We start from the raw sequence: 15,950 nt of genomic DNA on the forward strand, positions 1-15,950 counted from the left end.
CGTACCGTGCGCGGGCAGCTCGGCGGCGCCGTCCACCATACTGGCCACCGCCGGAACGCAACTGTCCGCATGTGGCAGCCCGGTTCCGGCGTACGCCGCCGGGCCCGGGCGGGCGCCGTTCTCACAACCCCCGGACGAGGTCCCGGCGTCGGCCCGAACGGCACGTCACCTGCCGGACCCAGCGGCCGGAACGGGTCGTTCCGCGGCCGGGCGGAGGGTGGCGCAGATCACAACGGCGACGATTCCACCCAGCATGTAGACATACGTGCTGATTCCGGCGACGAAGACGGCGTCGCCCTCGGGCCGCGGGGTGGACAACAGCAGGAAGGCGACGAACCAGCCGGCGGCCGCGGCACCGGCACCGAGCACACCCCCGGTGGCGATCCGCCCGCCGAGGAAGCAGCCGAACGTGGCCAGCAGGGCGAGCAACAGCCCGCCGGGGAACCAGGCGTCGACGACGAGCGCGCCCGCGAGCCCGGTCAGCAGGCCGGCGACGAACAGACCGGAGGCGGCGGCGATCCGGCCGGGCAGCGAGGTCACCCGTCCACCCCCGCGAAGAGGTCGTGCTCGCGCTCGCCGGCCGGGACGCCCGGGGTGCCCTTGACCAACTCGTAGTACTCCTTGACGAACAGCGGCTGCGCCAGGTCGTTGGAGAGGGCGAAGAACGGGCCGTCGACGGCGATCTGGGTGACGTGCGCCCGCATCGCGGCGGCCTTGGCGGATCCGTACGCGTCCGCGGCGATCTCGGCGGTGATGCGCGAGTCGTCCACGACGCCCGGAACGTCCTCGACGGTCGCGATGCCCGGGAAGGGCGATTCCTCGCCCTTCGCGTGCAGCCGCTCGAAGCCCTCCTCGACCACGGAGCGCGGGATGCGGTTCCAGTAGATCTTCCGGATCTCGTGCGGCTCGCCGAGGTCGCGGCGGAAGGCCTTCTCCGCGGCGAGTTCGGCGGCCCGCATGGCGACGCGGTGCGCCTGGATGTGGTCGGGGTGCCCGTACCCGCCGTTGGGGTCGTACGTGACCATGACCTGCGGCCGGACCCGGCGGATCACCTCGACCAGGTACGGCGCGGCCTCGTCCACGTCGGTGTTCCAGAAGGCGCCGGGGCGGCGGTTCTGGGGGACGCCCATCATCCCGGAGTCCCGGAAGCGGCCGGGGCCGCCCAGGAAGGCGTGGTCGGTCACGCCGAGTTCGGCCATGGCCGCCGCCAGCTCGTCGATCCGGTGCCGGCCGAGGGTGTCGTCCCGGTCGGCCGCCAGGTGGGCGAGCTCGGGCGGGATGACCTCGCCCTCCTCGCCCAGGGTGCACGTGACCAGGGCGACGTGGGCCCCCTCGGCCGCGTACTTGGCCATGGTGGCGCCGTTGTTGATCGACTCGTCGTCCGGGTGCGCGTGCACCAGGAGCAGCCGGCGGGCGGGAAGACCGTTCATGGGGGACAGACTACGAGTCCCGGACTAGAACTTCAGGCCGCCGATCATGCCTGCCACGTTGGAGGTCAGTTCGCTGATGGTGGGGGCGATGGAAGAGCTGGCGAGGTAGAACCCGAGCAGCACGCAGACAAACGCGTGTCCCGCCTTCAGGCCCGCTTTGCGGACCAGCAGGAAGACGACGATCGCCAGCAGCACCACCGCCGAAATCGAGAGTGCCACGGCGGTTCACCTCCACATGTGTTCGCGTACCCGGACGGCTTGTCAGCGTTCTCAGCGTGCTCACCCTGTCCGCCGCGCACGCGACGGACAGCACTTGGCGGAGTCATACCCACCGTGCGCTACGGATCATAACTTTCCGTTGGAACGCATCCTTCGGAGCACGGGTGCACGAGGGGGCGCATGGCTCCCGCCGGACGGGGGCGCGTGGTTGCGCGGGACGGCGCGCGGATGGCCGGCCGGGGGACCTGGGTCCCCCGGCCGGCCGACGGCACCCGCACGGCCGTACGCTGTCCAGCCTGTCGCGTTCACATATCGGTGTTGCGACAGTGAAGTTGCCTGCTTGTTAACGAAGTTGATGGGTATTTATCGCCCATGTCAGCACGGACTGACACCTCGTCAAGCACATTACGGCGGCGATCGGAACTCCCTTTGCTCAAGTTGTGGCGCCCGGCCCGGTCCGGCGTGTCGGCCCCCTTGACTGGCCCCCCGCCACTGATGAGAGTTCCGCTCAATTCCCACACAGAGCGCGGGGGCTTCACTCGATGACCAGTCCTTCCCAGGCCGAGGCGGGCTCCTCCGGGACTCCGCCACCGCTGGACCCCCTCGCGAAGATCGACCCCGCGGAAGCCCGGGAGCTGACCGGACGTTCACCCGGACAGCTGATGTGGCGGCGGTTCCGCCGCGACCGGGCGGGGATGGTCTCCGCGTACGTGGTGCTCTTCTTCTTCGCCGTCGGGCTGCTCGCGCCGGTGATCTCGAAGCTGTACGGCAAGGACCCGTACACCGTCTGGGCCGACGAGCGGATGGAGCTGTTCGACAGCGCCGGCACCCCCCTCGGCCCCAACGGGGGGATGAGTTCCGAGTTCTGGTTCGGCCTGGAACCGGGCAACGGGTACGACGTCTTCACCAAGCTGCTCTACGGCATCCGCACCTCGCTCATGATCTCGCTGGCGGTGACGGTGGCGACCGTCCTGACCGGCATCCTGCTCGGCGTGGCCGCGGGGTACCTCGGGGGCCGGACGGACTACTGGATCGGCCGGCTGATCGACCTCCTGCTGGCCTTTCCCGCGCAGCTGTTCTTCATCGCGTCGATGCCGGTGGTCGTCTCGCTCTTCGTGGACCCGCAGGACGAGACGCCGACGTACGTCCGGGTGGTCGCGCTGATCGCCGTGCAGTGGTTCCTGGGCTGGATGGGACTGGCCCGGCTGCTCCGCGGCACCACGCTCACCCTGCGGGAACGCGAGTTCATCGAGGCCGCCAAGGTCAGCGGCGCCTCGCCGTGGCGGATCATCCGGAAGGAGATCCTGCCCAACCTCGTCACACCGATCCTCGTCCAGGGCACCTTCATGCTGCCCAACTTCGTGACCGCCGAGGCGGGGCTGTCCTTCCTGGGCGTGGGGGTCGTGGAGCCCACCCCGGACTGGGGGGCGATGTTCGCGAAGGCGGCGTCCGTCTACGAGGTCGATCTGACGTACATGTTCTTCCCCGGCATCGCGATGATCGTCTTCATCGTGGCGTTCAACCTGCTCGGGGACTCGGTCCGGGACGCCTTCGATCCCAAGGCCGCGCGCTGATCACCGCCAGGCACATCCCCTCGACGACGGACGGATAGGTGGACACAGTGACTCCTCAGGGTGGACGCAGAGCGTACGCCGCCATCGCGGCGGTCGCGGCCGGAGCCCTCGCGCTCACGGCCTGCGGCGGGGGCGGCGCGGGCGGGGACAAGAACGACGGCAGGAAGGACCGGGAGAACGCCCAGCGCCAGCAGGCGCAGATCAGGTTCGGCGACGAGGCCGCGTCCACCGGTCCGGCCGCGCCCGTCGCGGGCGCGAAGACCGGCGGGACCGTCTCCGTGTTCCAGCGCGACAGCTACGCGCACCTCGACCCGGGCAACATCTACGTGTCCGACGAGCAGGCCCTCGCCTCGCTCATCCACCGCGGTCTGACCGGCTACAAGGCCGACGCGACCGGCAAGGGGCACACCATCGTCGGGGACCTCGCCACCGACAGCGGCACCCCCTCCGACGGCGGCCGGACGTGGACGTACACCCTCAAGGACGGCATCAGGTTCGCCGACGGCACGCCGATCACCTCCAAGGACTTCCGCCACACCTTCGAGCGGCTGTTCTCGCAGGTGATCACCGAGGGCCCGACCTTCGTCCAGCAGTGGCTGGCCGACAAGCCGGGCGCCGAGTACCGCAAGCTGCTGCCGGACGGCCCGTACAAGGGCGCCCACCTGCCCGCGACGGTGCTGGACACCCCGGACGACAAGACGGTGGTCTTCCACTTCAAGCAGCCGAAGGGCGACCTGCCCTACGCGCTCGCGATGTCCGGGTACAGCGTGGTCTCGGCGAAGGGCGACACCCGGAAGGCGTACGACAAGGCGCCGGTCACCTCGGGCCCGTACCGGATCAAGGAGTTCAAGGCCGACAAGTCCATGACGCTCGTGCGGAACGAGAACTGGGACCCGAAGACCGACCCGATCCGCAACGCGTACGTCGACCGGTTCGACATCACCTTCAACCACCAGTACGAGGACTCCAGCCGCCGCCTGATCGCCGACACCGGCGAGAACCGGACCGCGCTGAGCTTCAACAACCAGGTGGACGCCACCAACCTGGCCAAGGTGAGGGCGGACGCCGGGCTCAGGGCCCGCTCGGTCGACGGCTTCCAGCCCTACGTCGGCCAGATGAACATCAACCTGCGCAAGCCGGAGCTGAAGGACATCAAGGTCCGCAAGGCCATCGCCTACGCGCTCCCGGTCTCCCCCTTCATCCGCGCCTACGGCGGAGACGACGCCATGGCCATCGCCGGCGGCCTGATCTCCCCGACCGTCAGCGGCTACCGCGAGTCCGACCCCTTCGGGAAGAAGGCCAAGCCCGCGGGTGACCCCGAGAAGGCCAGGAAGCTGCTGGAGGAGGCGGGCAAGGTCGGCATGAAGCTGACCTTCGGCTACATCAACACCCCCGAGGGCCAGCAGTACTCCAACGGCATGGCGGAGGGTCTGAAGAAGGCCGGCTTCGACGTCCAGCGCCAGGAGATCCCGAAGGACACGTACTACGACGTCGTCAGCAAGGTGAACAACCGGTACGACATCTTCCACACCGCGTGGGGCGCCGACTGGCCCTCCGCGTCCACGGTCATCCCGCCGCTGTACGACGGCCGCCAGATCCAGGACGGCGCGCAGAACTACTCCCAGGTCAACGACCCGCGGGTGAACGCGGACATCGACCGGATCAACGGCATCACGGACGCCGCGAAGGCCGCGACCGAGTGGAACAAGGTCAACGAGTACCTGCTGTCCGAGGTGGTCAACGTGGTGCCCACCGGCTACTACAAGCAGGTCCAGATCGCCGGCTCGGGCATCGGCGGCGTCGTCTACGACGACGTCCTCGGCGGCATCGACCCGCGCAAGCTCTTCGTCAAGTAACCCTCACCGACCGGCCCTCCGGTCCGCCCGCCCGCACGCGACCCTTGCGGGCGGGCGGTGCCGGGCGGCCGGCCGCCGCTGCTGAGAGCTGCCCACACCCATGCTGCGATTCCTCCTGCGCCGTACCCTCGGCTCCGTCGTGATCCTGCTGCTGATCAGCGTGTTCACGTTCTTCCTCTTCTTCGCCATCCCGCACGACCCGGCCCTGCTCGCCTGCGGCAAGACCTGCACGCCGGACGCGCTCGCGGTGATCCACGAGAACCTGGGCATCGACAAGCCCGTACCCGTGCAGTACGGGGAGTTCCTCAAGGGGCTCTTCCTCGGCCGCGAGTTCGACCTGGGGCCCTGCCCCGCCCCCTGCTTCGGCTACTCGTTCTCCAAGAACGAGCCGGTCTGGGAGCTGCTGCTGGACCGCTTCCCCGTCACGCTGTCGCTGACGGCCGGCGCGTCGGTCTGCTTCCTGCTGGTGGGACTGGGCACGGGCATGGTCTCCGCCTGGAAGCGCGGCACGCTCGCCGACAAGGTCTTCAGCGGCGGTTCGCTGGTGCTCAGCTCGATGCAGATCTACTTCCTCGGCCCCATGGCGCTCGCGGTCTTCGTCTTCCAGACCGAGCTGCTGCCCCAGCCGAAGTACACCGACCTCACCGAGAACCCGGTCGCCTGGTTCACCGGCCTGCTGCTGCCCTGGGTGATCCTGTCGACGATCTTCACCGGCAACTACACCCGCATGGCGCGCTCCACGATGGTCGAACAGCTCCAGGAGGAGCACGTGAAGACCGCCCGCGCCAAGGGCATGTCGAGCCGTTACGTCTTCTTCCGCTACGCCTGGCGCGGTTCGCTGGTGCCGATCGTCACGATCTTCGGCATCGACCTGGGCTCGCTGCTCGGCGGCGCGATCATCACCGAGTACACCTTCGGGCTCACCGGCATCGGCAACCTCTCGGTGCGCGCCGTCACCGACTCGGACCTGCCGCTGCTGCTCGGCGTGATGCTCTTCGGCGCCGCCATGATCCTGCTCTTCAACATCATCGTGGACGCCCTGTACGCGTTCATCGACCCGCGCGTGCGGCTGGCCTAGGAGATGCTCCGTTGACGACCCTGACCAAGGAAGCGGGCGGTGCCGCACCCGCCGCCCCGGGGCCCTTCCTGTCGGTGCGCGACCTGTACGTCCGGTTCACGACCGAGGACGGCGTCGTGAAGGCGGTCGACGGGCTCTCCTTCGAGCTGGAGCGCGGCCGGACCCTGGGCATCGTCGGCGAGTCCGGCTCCGGCAAGTCGGTGACCAACCTGACCGTGCTGGGCCTGCACGACCCGCGGACCACCCGGGTCGCCGGCGAGATCGTCCTCGACGGACAGGAGCTGACCGGCGCGCCCGAGCGGACGCTGGAGAAGCTCCGCGGCAACAAGATGGCGATGATCTTCCAGGACGCACTGACCGCCCTGTCGCCGTACTACACGATCGGCCGCCAGATCGCGGAGCCGTACCGCAAGCACACCGGCGCCTCCCGGCGGGAGGCGTGGGCGCGGGCGGTGGAGATGCTCGGCAGGGTCGGCATCCCGCACCCCGCGCTGCGGGCCAGGGACTACCCGCACCAGTTCTCCGGGGGCATGCGCCAGCGCGCGATGATCGCGATGGCGCTGGTCTGCGACCCGGACCTGCTGATCGCCGACGAGCCGACCACCGCCCTGGACGTGACCGTGCAGGCACAGATCCTCGACCTGCTGAAGGACCTCCAGCAGGAGTCCGGCACCGCGATCGTCTTCATCACGCACGACCTCGGGGTCATCGCGAACACCGCCGACGACATCCTGGTGATGTACGCCGGCCGGGCCGTCGAGCGCGGGCCGGTGCGCGAGGTGCTCCGGGCGCCCCGGCACCCGTACACCTGGGGCCTGCTCGGCTCGATGCCCCGGCTCGGCTCGGACGTCGGGACCGCGCTGAGCCCCATCCCGGGCAGCCCGCCGAGCCTGCTCGCCCCGCCGCCGGGCTGCGCGTTCCACCCGCGCTGCGCCTTCCCGCGGGAGGTGGGCGGCGGGCGCTGTGCGGACGTACGCCCCGAGCTGCCGGAAGGGCGCGGGAGCGCCTGCCACCTGACTCCGGAACAGAAGCACACCCTCTTCGTCGAGCAGATCAGGCCCCGGCTGGTCCAGGGCCGCCCCGGGAGCCGCACCTCATGAGCACAGAACCGACCCTGCCCGCGCAGCGCGGCGCGGACGGCGGGCCCGCCGGCGAGCCGCTGCTGACCGCGACCGGGCTCACCAAGCACTTCCCGGTCATGGGCGGCTTCCCGTTCAGACGGCGGGTCGGGGCGGTGCAGGCCGTCGACGGCATCGACCTGACCGTGCACGCGGGCGAGGCCTTCGGCCTGGTCGGCGAGTCGGGCTGCGGGAAGTCGACCACCGGCCGGCTGCTGACCCGGCTGCTGGAGCCCACCGGCGGCACGATCTCGTACCGGGGGCAGGACATCACGCACGCCGGCCGCAGGCAGCTGGCGCCGATCCGGTCCGAGATCCAGATGATCTTCCAGGACCCGTACTCGTCGCTGAACCCGCGGCAGACGGTGGGCACGATCATCGGCGGCCCCATGGAGATCAACCGGATCGACCCGCCGGGCGGCCGCGAGCGGCGGGTCCGCGAGCTGCTGGAGACGGTGGGCCTGAACCCGGAGCACTACAACCGCTTCCCGCACGAGTTCTCCGGCGGCCAGCGCCAGCGCATCGGCGTGGCCCGGGCGCTGGCCCTGGAGCCGAAGCTGATCGTGGCGGACGAGCCGGTCTCCGCGCTGGACGTGTCGATCCAGGCGCAGGTGGTCAACCTGCTCCAGGACCTCCGGCGGGAGCTGGGCATCGCGTTCCTCTTCATCGCGCACGACCTGGCCGTCGTACGGCACTTCTCGCAGCGGATCGCGGTGATGTACCTCGGCAAGATCATCGAGGTGGGCGACCGGGACTCGATCCACACCCGGCCGCGCCACCCGTACACCCACGCGCTGCTGTCGGCGGTGCCGGAGGCGGCGCTGACCGACGAGGAGGAGCACGCGGGGCGGGAGCGGATCCGGCTGGCCGGCGACGTGCCCTCGCCCCTCGCGCCGCCCTCCGGCTGCCGGTTCCGCACCCGGTGCTGGAAGGCGCGGGACCGCTGCGCGGCGGAGGAGCCGCCGCTGGTGCGGATCGAGGGGAACCGGGAGGGCCACCTGACGGCCTGCCACTTCCCGGAGCCCCCGTCGACCGCCTCCCGCGCCGAGGACGTGGTCCTCGACCCGGCGCTGGCCGCGTCGGAGGGCCGCGGGGAGACGCCCGCCTGAGCCTCCCCCGAGGGGTCAGGCGTGGACGACCTTGCCCGGGTTCAGGAGGTTCTTCGGGTCGAAGAGGCGCTTGAGCCCGCGTTGCAGCTCCAGGGCGGTGGGGTCGAGTTCCCGGGTCAGCCAGTCCCGCTTGAGCGTGCCGATGCCGTGTTCGCCCGTCGTCGTGCCGCCGAGGGCGAGGCCGGCGGCCATGATGTCGTCGTACGCGGCCCTGGCGCGGCCGGTCTGGCCGGGGTCCGCGGCGTCGAAGACGACCGTGGGGTGCAGGGTGCCGTCACCGGCGTGGCCGACGGTGTAGACGCGCAGCCGGCGGCGGGCCGCGATGTCCTCGACGGTGGCGACGAACTTGGGGAGTTCGGAGCGCGGCACGGCCACGTCCTCCATGAACAGGGTGGCCTTCCCCGGGAGCCGGCCGGCCTGGGCCTGGAGTGCCGGGGCGACCATCCGGCGGACCTCCGCGATCCGTGCCGACTCGGCTCCGTCGGCCGCCACGGCGACCTCGGTGGCGCCGGTCCTGCGGCACAGCCGGGCCATGGCGGCGAGTTCGGCGGCCGGGTCCGGGCCCTCGCTCTCGACGATCAGGGTGGGGCCGCCGGGGCCCATGAGGGGGTGGCCCAGTTCGGCGACGGCCTGTGAGGTGGCCCGGTCGAGGAGTTCGAGCGCGGAGGGCGTGTGCCCGTGCGCGGTGATCGCCGCGACCGCGTCGCCCGCGTCGGTGAGGCCGGGGAAGCGGGCGAGCAGCGCGTGGGCCGGCGGCCGGAGCGGGCGCAGGGCGAGCGTCGCCCCGACGACCACGGCCAGGGTGCCCTCGGAGCCGACGACCAGCCGGGTCAGGTCGTAGCCGGCGACGCCCTTGGCGGTGTCGCGTCCGGTACGGGTGCGGCGGCCGTCGGGGAGTACGAGGTCCAGGCCGAGCACGTAGTCGGCGGTGACCCCGTACTTCACGCAGCAGACCCCGCCCGCGTCGGTCGCGATGTTCCCGCCGATGGTGCAGCGGTCCCAGGAGGCGGGGTCGGGCGGGTAGCTCAGGCCGTGCGGGGCGACGGCCTCGTTGAGGTGCTTGGTGACGACGCCGGGTTCGCAGCGCACCAGGCGGTTGGCCGGGTCGATGGCGAGGATGCGGTCCATCCGGGTGGTGGAGAGCAGGACGCAGCCGTCGACGGCGTTGGCGGCGCCGGCCAGCCCGGTGCGGGCGCCCTGGGGCACGACGGGGACGTCGAGTTCGTAGCAGGCGCGCAGGATGTGGGAGACCTGCTCGGGGGTGGTGGGCAGGGCGAGGAGGGCGGGTGAACCCCGGTCGGAGAAGGGGGCCGCGTCGTGGGAGTGGGCGGCGAGCTGGACCGGGTCGGTGACGAGCGCGTCGCCGGGGAGGTGGGGCAGCAGCGCTTCGAACAGGGCGGCGTGCGGGAGGTGGGACATGCCGGGGCCTTCCGTGTGGGTGCGGAGTTCCGGGCGTTACGGGGCGTTCTGCACGGTCGTGATCAATGCAGCACGCTCCGTGGATCTTGGCAAAGTCCCCGCGCCGGAGCCCGGGGCCTGCTACGGGACCACCGCCGGCCCGGTCCGGGCACGGGCCGAGGCCCCCGGTGGCGTCCACCGGGGGCCTCGCGGATCCCTCGTGCGTGTGATCGTTTACCGCTGATCGCTTCGGGTGAATATGCCGCCAGAAAAGGCCCGGCCCGATCCGGGGGGGGCGTCGCTACGGCTCCTTCGACAGCGGCGGGGGCGGGGAGGGCGGCGGCGGCAGCTCGCCCTCCTGCGGGACCACCCGCTTCTCGGCGGCGAAGTGGCAGGCCGACGGGTGCGCGGCCGGCCCGCCCGCGGACCTGAACCACTCCGGCACCGCCAGCAGCGGGACCTCCACCGCGCACTTCTCCTGGGCCTTCCAGCAGCGGGTGCGGAAGCGGCAGCCCGAGGGCGGGTTGGCGGGCGAGGGGACGTCGCCGGTGAGGATGATCCGCTCGCGGTGCGCCCGGGCGCCCGGGTCGGGCACCGGGACGGCGGACAGCAGGGCCTGGGTGTACGGGTGGGTGGGGTGGTCGTAGATCTGGGAGTCGGTGCCGATCTCGACGACCCGGCCGAGGTACATCACGCCCACCCGGTCGGAGATGTGCCGGACGATCGACAGGTCGTGCGCGATGAAGACGTACGACAGCCGGAACTCGGACTGGAGCCGCTCCAGCAGGTTGACCACCTGGGCCTGGACGGACACGTCGAGCGCGGAGACCGGCTCGTCGGCCACGATGACCTCGGGCTGGAGGGCGAGGCCGCGGGCGATGCCGATGCGCTGGCGCTGGCCGCCGGAGAACTGGTGCGGGTAGCGGTTGATGTACTCCGGGTTGAGACCGACGACGTCGAGCAGGTCCTGCACCTTGCGGCGCCGGTCGCCCTTGGGCGCGACCTCGGGGTGGATCTCGTAGGGCTCGCCGATGATGTCGCCGACCGTCATGCGGGGGTTGAGGGAGGTGTACGGGTCCTGGAACACCATCTGGATGTTCCGGCGGACGGCCTTCAGCGCGCGGCCGGACAGCTGCGTGATGTCCTCGCCCTTGTAGAGGATCGAGCCGGAGGTGGGGCGTTCGAGGTTGACCAGCATCTTGGCGACCGTGGACTTGCCGCAGCCGGACTCGCCGACGATGCCCAGCGTCTCGCCCTCGCCGAGCCCGAAGGAGACCCCGTCGACGGCCTTGACCGCGCCGATCTGCTTCTTGAAGAGGATCCCCTGGGTCAGCGGGTAGTGCTTGACCAGGTCGCGTACCTCCAGGATGGCCTCAGGCATGGAGGCACTCCTTCCAGAAGTGGCAGGCGCTGGAGCGCGGCACGGGCGATTCGGTGACCTCGTACAGCGGCGGCACGTCGGCGCGGCACACGGGCTGGGCCATCGGGCAGCGCGGGTTGAAGGCGCAGCCGGGCGGGATGTTCAGCAGGTTGGGCGGCAGGCCCTTGATGGCGTACAGCTCCTGGCCCTTCTGGTCCAGCCGCGGGATCGAGTCGAGCAGGCCCCGGGTGTACGGGTGGGCCGGCGCCCGGTAGATGTCGTGGACCGGGGCCGCCTCGACGATCCGGCCCGCGTACATGACCGCGATCTTGTCGGCCACGTCGGCGACGACCCCGAGGTCGTGGGTGATCAGGATCAGGCCCATGTTCAGCTCCCGCTGGAGCTCCGCGAGCAGGTCCATCACCTGGGCCTGCACGGTGACGTCCAGGGCGGTGGTGGGCTCGTCCGCGATGATCAGCGAGGGCTCCAGGGCCAGCGCCATCGCGATCATGATGCGCTGGCGCATGCCGCCGGAGAACTGGTGCGGGTAGTCCGTCACCCGCTGCTTGGCCGCGGGGATCTTCACCCGGTCCATCAGCTCGACGGCCCGGGCCTTGGCGTCCTTGCGGGACAGGCCCCGGTGCACCTCGAACATCTCGCCGAGCTGCGCGCCGACGGTGAGCACCGGGTTCAGGGAGGACAGGGCGTCCTGGAAGATCATCGCCATCTCGGCGCCCCGGACCTTGCGGCGTTCGTCCTCCTTCATCTTCAGCAGGTCCTTGCCCCTGAAGAGGATCTCGCCGGAGGGGATCCGGCCCGGCGGCATGTCGAGGATGCCCATCACGGCTTGGGCGGTGACGGACTTGCCGGAGCCGGACTCGCCGAGCACGGCGAGGGTCTGGCCCTCGTCCACGGAGTAGTTGACGCCGTTGACGGCCTTCGCGACCCCGTCCCTCGTCTTGAATTCCACGTGCAGATCGCGGACTTCGAGCAGCATGTCCCGTCTCCTTGGCGCTCAGCGCAGCTTGGGGTCGAGGGCGTCGCGCACCGCGTCGCCGAGCATGATGAACGCCAGCACGGTGATGCTCAGCGCCCCGGCCGGCCAGAGCAGCATGTGCGGGGCGTTGCGGATCTGCGGCGCGGCGTTGGAGATGTCGATGCCCCAGGAGACCGTGGGCGGCCGCAGCCCGACGCCGAGGAAGGAGAGCGTGGCCTCCAGCGCGATGTACGTGCCGAGCGCGATGGTCGCGACGACGATGACCGGCGCGACGGCGTTGGGCGCCACGTGCCGCATCAGCATCCGGCCGTTCCCGGCGCCGAGGGCGCGGGCCGCCTGGACGTAGTCGTGCTGTTTGGCGGTGATCACCGAGCCGCGGCCGATGCGGGCGATCTGCGGCCAGCCCAGCAGCACGATGAAGCCGACCACCGGCCAGACGGTGGTGCTGGTGACCACGGACAGGAAGACCAGGCCGCCGAGGACCACGGGGATGCCGAAGAAGATGTCGGCCACCCGGGAGAGCAGGGCGTCCCACCAGCCGCCGAAGAAGCCGGCCAGCCCGCCGAGGAGGGAGCCGAGCAGGGCGGCGCCGACGGTGGCGCAGATGCCGACGGTGATGGAGGCGCGGGCGCCGTAGACGGTGCGGGTGTACACGTCACAGCCCTGGGTGTCGTAGCCGAAGGGGTGGCCCGGCTCCGAGCCCTCCTGCGACTTCGACAGGTCGCACTGGAGGGGGTCTCCGTCGGCGATGAGCTGGGGCCAGATGGCGATGACGACCAGGAAGAGGATCAGCAGCGAGGAGATGATGAAGACCGGGTTGCGGCGCAGCTGGTGCCAGGCGTCCGACCACAGGGAGCGGGCCTTCTCCTTGGGGCCGGGGCCGTTGGGCACCAGGTCCTTCTCCAGGCTTTCGGCCTCTTCGAGCGCGAGGTCCATGGGTCCGCCCTGTCCTGTGGGGGCGATCGCCTCGCGGCGGCCGGGACCCACCGGGTCGTAGTGCCCGGAGCCGGGGGGCGGGGGGCCCTCCGGGACCTCGGGCGGGGTCGCGGGGCGCTCGGGGTCGGGCTCAGGCATACCGGATCCTCGGGTCCAGGACCGCGTAGAGCAGGTCGACGAGCAGGTTCGCCAGCAGGAAGACGATCACGAGGATGGTCACGAAGCCGACGACCGTCGGGGCGTTGTTGCGCAGGATGCCCTGGTAGAGCTGGTAGCCGACGCCGTGGATGTTGAAGATGCGCTCGGTGACGATGGCGCCGCCCATCAGGGCGCCGATGTCGGTGCCGATGAAGGTGACCACCGGAATCAGGGAGTTGCGCAGCAGGTGGCGGGTGATGACCCGCCTGCGCGGGAGGCCCTTGGCGGTGGCGGTGCGCACGTAGTCGGCCTTGACGTTCTCCGCGATGGAGGTGCGGGTGAGCCGGGTGACGTACGCGAGGGAGACCAGGGCGAGCACGATGCCGGGCAGGATCAGCTCGTTGAGGGGGGCGTCGGAGGAGACGGTGGGCGACACCCAGCCCCATTTGACGCCGAAGACGAACTGCAGCAGGTAGCCGGTCACGAAGGTCGGGACCGAGATGACGATCAGGGTGAGCACCAGCAGCGAGGTGTCGACGGCGCGGCCCTTGCGCAGGCCGCTGACGACGCCGAAGGTGATGCCGACGACGATCTCGATGACGATCGCGACGAGCGTCAGGCGCAGGGTGACCGGGAAGGCCGAGGCCATCAGCTCGGTGACCGGCTGGCCGTTGAAGGCGGTGCCGAAGTCGCCCTGGAAGATCTGGCCCATGTAGTGCAGGTACTGCTTCCACAGGGGCTGGTCGAGGTAGAGGTCCTTGCGGATCCGGGCGGCGGTGGCGGGGTCGGGGGCCTTGTCGCCGAAGAGTGCCGCGACGGGGTCGCCCAGCGCGTACACCATGAGAAAGATCAGGAAGGTGCTGCCGATGAAGACGGGGATCATCTGCAGCAGCCGTCGGATGACGTAGCGTCCCATAGACGCCTCCGGGGTTCCGGGGGCCGCCCCGGCGCCGTGGCTCGCGCGCCGGGGGGCCCACTCCTAGTGGCGTGGCGTCAGCCGACCTTGATCTGGTCGTAGACCGGGACGCTGAACTGGTTGAGGGCTACGTCGCTCAGCCGCTCGGAGTAGCCGGCGCTGCCGTTCTGGTACCAGAGCGGGATGGACGGCATCTGCTGGGCCAGGATCTTCTCGGCGTCCTGGAACTTCGCGATCGCCGCGGCGGTGTCGCTCTCCTGGTTGGCCTGGTCGACCAGCTTGTCGAAGTCCGCGTTGCTGAACTTCCCGTAGTTGGAGGAGGCGCCGGTGTAGTACAGCGGCTCCAGGAAGTTCTGGATCAGCGGGTAGTCGCCCTGCCAGCCGGACCGGAAGGGGCCGGTGAGCTTGAAGGAGCTCTGCTGGTTGCGGAAGTCCGCGAAGGTGCCGACCGGGTTGACGGTGCAGACGGGGCCCTGGCCGAGCGCGTTGTTGATGCTGTTGCAGACGGCGTCCATCCACACGCGGTGCGAGCCGGTGTCCACGTTGGAGGTGATGGTCATCTTGCCGCCGGGCAGGCCGCCGCCCTCCTGGATGAGCTGCTTGGCCGCGGCCGGGTCGTACGTGCAGAGGTCCCCGCACATGTCCTTGTAGCCGCCCTTCTCACCGAGGGCGGAGGAGGTCCAGTCCTTGGCGGGGCTGCGGGTGTCCTGGAAGATCTGCTTGGTGATCTCCGGGCGGTTGATGGCGCGGGAGATGCCCTGGCGGACCTTCTCCATGCCCGCCTTGCCCCAGGCCGGGTCGTACAGGGGGAAGGTGAGGGTCTGGATGATGAGCGCCGGCTGGTTGATGTACCGGTCGCCGAGGTCGTTCTTGACGTTCTTCAGCTGCTGCGCGGGCACGTCGTCGACCAGGTCGAGGTTGCCGGCCAGCAGGTCGGTGTAGGCGGTGTTGTTGTCCGTGTAGACCTTGAGGTCGACGCCGCCGTTCTGCGCCTTGTCGGGGCCGGTGTAGCCGTCCCACTTGCGCAGGCTCATGCCGGTGCCCTTGGTGTACGAGTCCACCGTGTAGGGACCGTTGCCGACGGGCTTGTTGAGCCAGCCGGCGTGGTCGGTGAAGAAGGCCTTGGGGAGCGGGGAGAAGGCCTGGTAGCCCAGGGTGTCCGGCCAGGTGGAGAACTTCTCCTTCAGGGCGACGGTGAAGGTCTTGTCGTCCTTCACCACCAGGCCCTTCATGGTCTTGGACTTCGGCTCCCCGGACTCGGGGTGCACGTCCTCGTAGCCGACGATGTCGGAGAAGAAGGGCGAGTTGTTCTGCTTGTTGCGCACGTCGGCGGCGTAGTTCCAGGCGTCGACGAACGACTGCGCGGTCACCGGCTCGTCGTTGCTGAACTTCCAGCCGTCCTTCAGGGTCACCGTGAAGTTCTGCTGGTCCGTGGTCTCGATGCTCTGGGCGACCATGTCCAGAGCCTCGCCGGTCTTCGGGTCGTAGCGCTTGAGTCCCCGGAAGAGCATGTCCAGGACCTTGCCGCCCTGGACCTCGTTGGTGTTCGCCGGCTCCAGCGGGTTCTGCGGGTCACCCCACGAGGAGCTGACGATGCCGGCTCCGTCCCCTCCGCCACTGTCGCTCCCGCCGCCGCAGGCCGTCGCCGTCAGCGCGACGGCGACCGCGCATGCGGCCCACTTGGCGTGGGTGGCTCCGCGCATGGAGTGCCTCCTCTTGGCTCCCAAGACTCACTTAGGCGCCAATATCACCCCAAACAGTGCGGTAGCGCACATTATGCGCGGCCGTCCGCGAGCCGGTGTCACCCGGCTGTCACCCGGG

14 protein-coding genes are annotated in these 15,950 nt (G+C 70.3%); 5 read left to right on the forward strand and 9 right to left on the reverse strand.

Features of this window, described 5'->3' with window-relative positions:
- Nucleotides 1-165: 165 nt before the first annotated feature.
- The 3 genes from ACIQUR_RS25990 to ACIQUR_RS26000 are packed head-to-tail and all read right to left on the reverse strand — an operon-like array spanning nucleotide 166 to nucleotide 1,649.
- Complete coding sequence (locus ACIQUR_RS25990) at nucleotides 166-540, reverse strand: DUF6113 family protein (RefSeq protein WP_403668720.1); 375 nt, start codon at nucleotides 538-540, stop codon at nucleotides 166-168.
- Complete coding sequence (gene mshB, locus ACIQUR_RS25995; protein ID WP_403668723.1) at nucleotides 537-1,430, reverse strand: N-acetyl-1-D-myo-inositol-2-amino-2-deoxy-alpha-D-glucopyranoside deacetylase; 894 nt, start codon at nucleotides 1,428-1,430, stop codon at nucleotides 537-539. Before mshB ends, ACIQUR_RS25990 begins: the two co-directional genes overlap by 4 nt.
- 24 nt (nucleotides 1,431-1,454) lie before the next feature.
- On the reverse strand, nucleotides 1,455-1,649 hold the full coding sequence (locus ACIQUR_RS26000; protein WP_399944978.1) for a hypothetical protein: 195 nt from the start codon (nucleotides 1,647-1,649) through the stop codon (nucleotides 1,455-1,457).
- A gap of 542 nt (nucleotides 1,650-2,191) precedes the next feature.
- Between ACIQUR_RS26000 and ACIQUR_RS26005 the strand changes: the two genes are divergently transcribed.
- From ACIQUR_RS26005 to ACIQUR_RS26025, 5 genes are all read left to right on the forward strand, one after another.
- Nucleotides 2,192-3,223 (forward strand): ABC transporter permease, encoded by a 1,032-nt coding sequence (locus tag ACIQUR_RS26005; protein WP_403668726.1) that lies wholly within the window; start codon nucleotides 2,192-2,194, stop codon nucleotides 3,221-3,223.
- Nucleotides 3,224-3,270: 47 nt separating this feature from the next.
- Complete coding sequence (locus tag ACIQUR_RS26010) at nucleotides 3,271-5,079, forward strand: ABC transporter substrate-binding protein (protein WP_403668729.1); 1,809 nt, start codon at nucleotides 3,271-3,273, stop codon at nucleotides 5,077-5,079.
- A 100-nt stretch (nucleotides 5,080-5,179) separates the two neighbouring features.
- Complete coding sequence (locus tag ACIQUR_RS26015) at nucleotides 5,180-6,157, forward strand: ABC transporter permease (RefSeq protein WP_403668732.1); 978 nt, start codon at nucleotides 5,180-5,182, stop codon at nucleotides 6,155-6,157.
- 11 nt (nucleotides 6,158-6,168) lie between these two features.
- A complete protein-coding gene (locus ACIQUR_RS26020) occupies nucleotides 6,169-7,257 on the forward strand; it encodes an ABC transporter ATP-binding protein (RefSeq protein ID WP_403668735.1) in 1,089 nt (362 codons plus the stop codon).
- On the forward strand, nucleotides 7,254-8,384 hold the full coding sequence (locus tag ACIQUR_RS26025; RefSeq protein WP_403668737.1) for an ABC transporter ATP-binding protein: 1,131 nt from the start codon (nucleotides 7,254-7,256) through the stop codon (nucleotides 8,382-8,384). Before ACIQUR_RS26020 ends, ACIQUR_RS26025 begins: the two co-directional genes overlap by 4 nt.
- A gap of 15 nt (nucleotides 8,385-8,399) precedes the next feature.
- Here the strand turns inward: ACIQUR_RS26025 and ACIQUR_RS26030 are convergent, their stop codons facing one another.
- From ACIQUR_RS26030 to ACIQUR_RS26055, 6 genes are all read right to left on the reverse strand, one after another.
- Nucleotides 8,400-9,803 carry an FAD-binding oxidoreductase gene (locus tag ACIQUR_RS26030; protein ID WP_403668740.1) on the reverse strand — a complete coding sequence of 468 codons (1,404 nt, stop codon included), beginning with the start codon at nucleotides 9,801-9,803 and terminating at the stop codon, nucleotides 8,400-8,402.
- 280 nt (nucleotides 9,804-10,083) lie between these two features.
- Complete coding sequence (locus ACIQUR_RS26035; protein WP_403668743.1) at nucleotides 10,084-11,163, reverse strand: ABC transporter ATP-binding protein; 1,080 nt, start codon at nucleotides 11,161-11,163, stop codon at nucleotides 10,084-10,086.
- Complete coding sequence (locus tag ACIQUR_RS26040) at nucleotides 11,156-12,139, reverse strand: ABC transporter ATP-binding protein (protein ID WP_403668746.1); 984 nt, start codon at nucleotides 12,137-12,139, stop codon at nucleotides 11,156-11,158. The genes ACIQUR_RS26035 and ACIQUR_RS26040 overlap by 8 nt, the downstream gene beginning before the upstream one ends.
- 18 nt (nucleotides 12,140-12,157) lie before the next feature.
- On the reverse strand, nucleotides 12,158-13,075 hold the full coding sequence (locus ACIQUR_RS26045) for an ABC transporter permease (RefSeq protein WP_403669106.1): 918 nt from the start codon (nucleotides 13,073-13,075) through the stop codon (nucleotides 12,158-12,160).
- Nucleotides 13,076-13,205: 130 nt separating this feature from the next.
- Complete coding sequence (locus tag ACIQUR_RS26050; RefSeq protein ID WP_403668748.1) at nucleotides 13,206-14,129, reverse strand: ABC transporter permease; 924 nt, start codon at nucleotides 14,127-14,129, stop codon at nucleotides 13,206-13,208.
- 77 nt (nucleotides 14,130-14,206) lie between these two features.
- Nucleotides 14,207-15,832 (reverse strand): ABC transporter substrate-binding protein, encoded by a 1,626-nt coding sequence (locus tag ACIQUR_RS26055; protein WP_403668751.1) that lies wholly within the window; start codon nucleotides 15,830-15,832, stop codon nucleotides 14,207-14,209.
- Nucleotides 15,833-15,950 lie beyond the last annotated feature (118 nt).

The sequence above is a fragment of the Streptomyces sp. NPDC101132 genome (assembly GCF_044759225.1).
Taxonomy (GTDB): Bacteria; Actinomycetota; Actinomycetes; order Streptomycetales; family Streptomycetaceae; genus Streptomyces.

What these genes read in the sequence shown, in the direction of transcription:
- mshB (WP_403668723.1), bottom strand. Translation starts at nt 1,430, where the DNA reads ATGAACGGTCTTCCCGCCCGCCGGCTGCTCCTGGTGCACGCGCACCCG.
- ACIQUR_RS26005 (WP_403668726.1), top strand. Translation starts at nt 2,192, where the DNA reads ATGACCAGTCCTTCCCAGGCCGAGGCGGGCTCCTCCGGGACTCCGCCA.
- ACIQUR_RS26015 (WP_403668732.1), top strand. Translation starts at nt 5,180, where the DNA reads ATGCTGCGATTCCTCCTGCGCCGTACCCTCGGCTCCGTCGTGATCCTG.
- ACIQUR_RS26025 (WP_403668737.1), top strand. Translation starts at nt 7,254, where the DNA reads ATGAGCACAGAACCGACCCTGCCCGCGCAGCGCGGCGCGGACGGCGGG.
- ACIQUR_RS26030 (WP_403668740.1), bottom strand. Translation starts at nt 9,803, where the DNA reads ATGTCCCACCTCCCGCACGCCGCCCTGTTCGAAGCGCTGCTGCCCCAC.
- ACIQUR_RS26035 (WP_403668743.1), bottom strand. Translation starts at nt 11,163, where the DNA reads ATGCCTGAGGCCATCCTGGAGGTACGCGACCTGGTCAAGCACTACCCG.
- ACIQUR_RS26040 (WP_403668746.1), bottom strand. Translation starts at nt 12,139, where the DNA reads ATGCTGCTCGAAGTCCGCGATCTGCACGTGGAATTCAAGACGAGGGAC.
- ACIQUR_RS26045 (WP_403669106.1), bottom strand. Translation starts at nt 13,075, where the DNA reads ATGGACCTCGCGCTCGAAGAGGCCGAAAGCCTGGAGAAGGACCTGGTG.
- ACIQUR_RS26050 (WP_403668748.1), bottom strand. Translation starts at nt 14,129, where the DNA reads ATGGGACGCTACGTCATCCGACGGCTGCTGCAGATGATCCCCGTCTTC.
- ACIQUR_RS26055 (WP_403668751.1), bottom strand. Translation starts at nt 15,832, where the DNA reads ATGCGCGGAGCCACCCACGCCAAGTGGGCCGCATGCGCGGTCGCCGTC.